General features: G+C 72.6%; 1 protein-coding gene. It reads right to left on the bottom strand.

The genetic code is table 11. The features are described 5' to 3' along the window. The coding region (locus QWY28_RS24845; RefSeq protein ID WP_300955383.1) for a DUF3817 domain-containing protein at positions 1 to 237 on the bottom strand (237 nt) is incomplete at both ends.

The raw sequence follows: 237 nt of genomic DNA, 5'->3' as shown, positions 1-237 counted from the left end.
GCGCAGCCGCCAGGAGTCGGCGAGCAGGCCCTGCCGGCCGGCGTACCGCTCGAACCACAGGGTCAGGAAGGGCGGCACCGAGGAGGCCAGGCCGCCGACGAGCCGGCCGGGCGACCCGCGCTGGTCGACGGCGACGACGACGGTCGTGACGCAGTAGGCGATGAACACCGCGCCGTGGATCGGCCCGAAGATCCGGACGCCGAGCTCGGTGGTGTCGGTGGCGTACTTGAGGAACAT

The organism is Nocardioides oceani, from assembly GCF_030412965.1.
In the GTDB taxonomy this organism is placed as follows: domain Bacteria; phylum Actinomycetota; class Actinomycetes; order Propionibacteriales; family Nocardioidaceae; genus Nocardioides; species Nocardioides oceani.
Note: the sequence above shows the minus strand (reverse complement) of the source record. Positions and strands in the feature narration are given on the sequence as shown.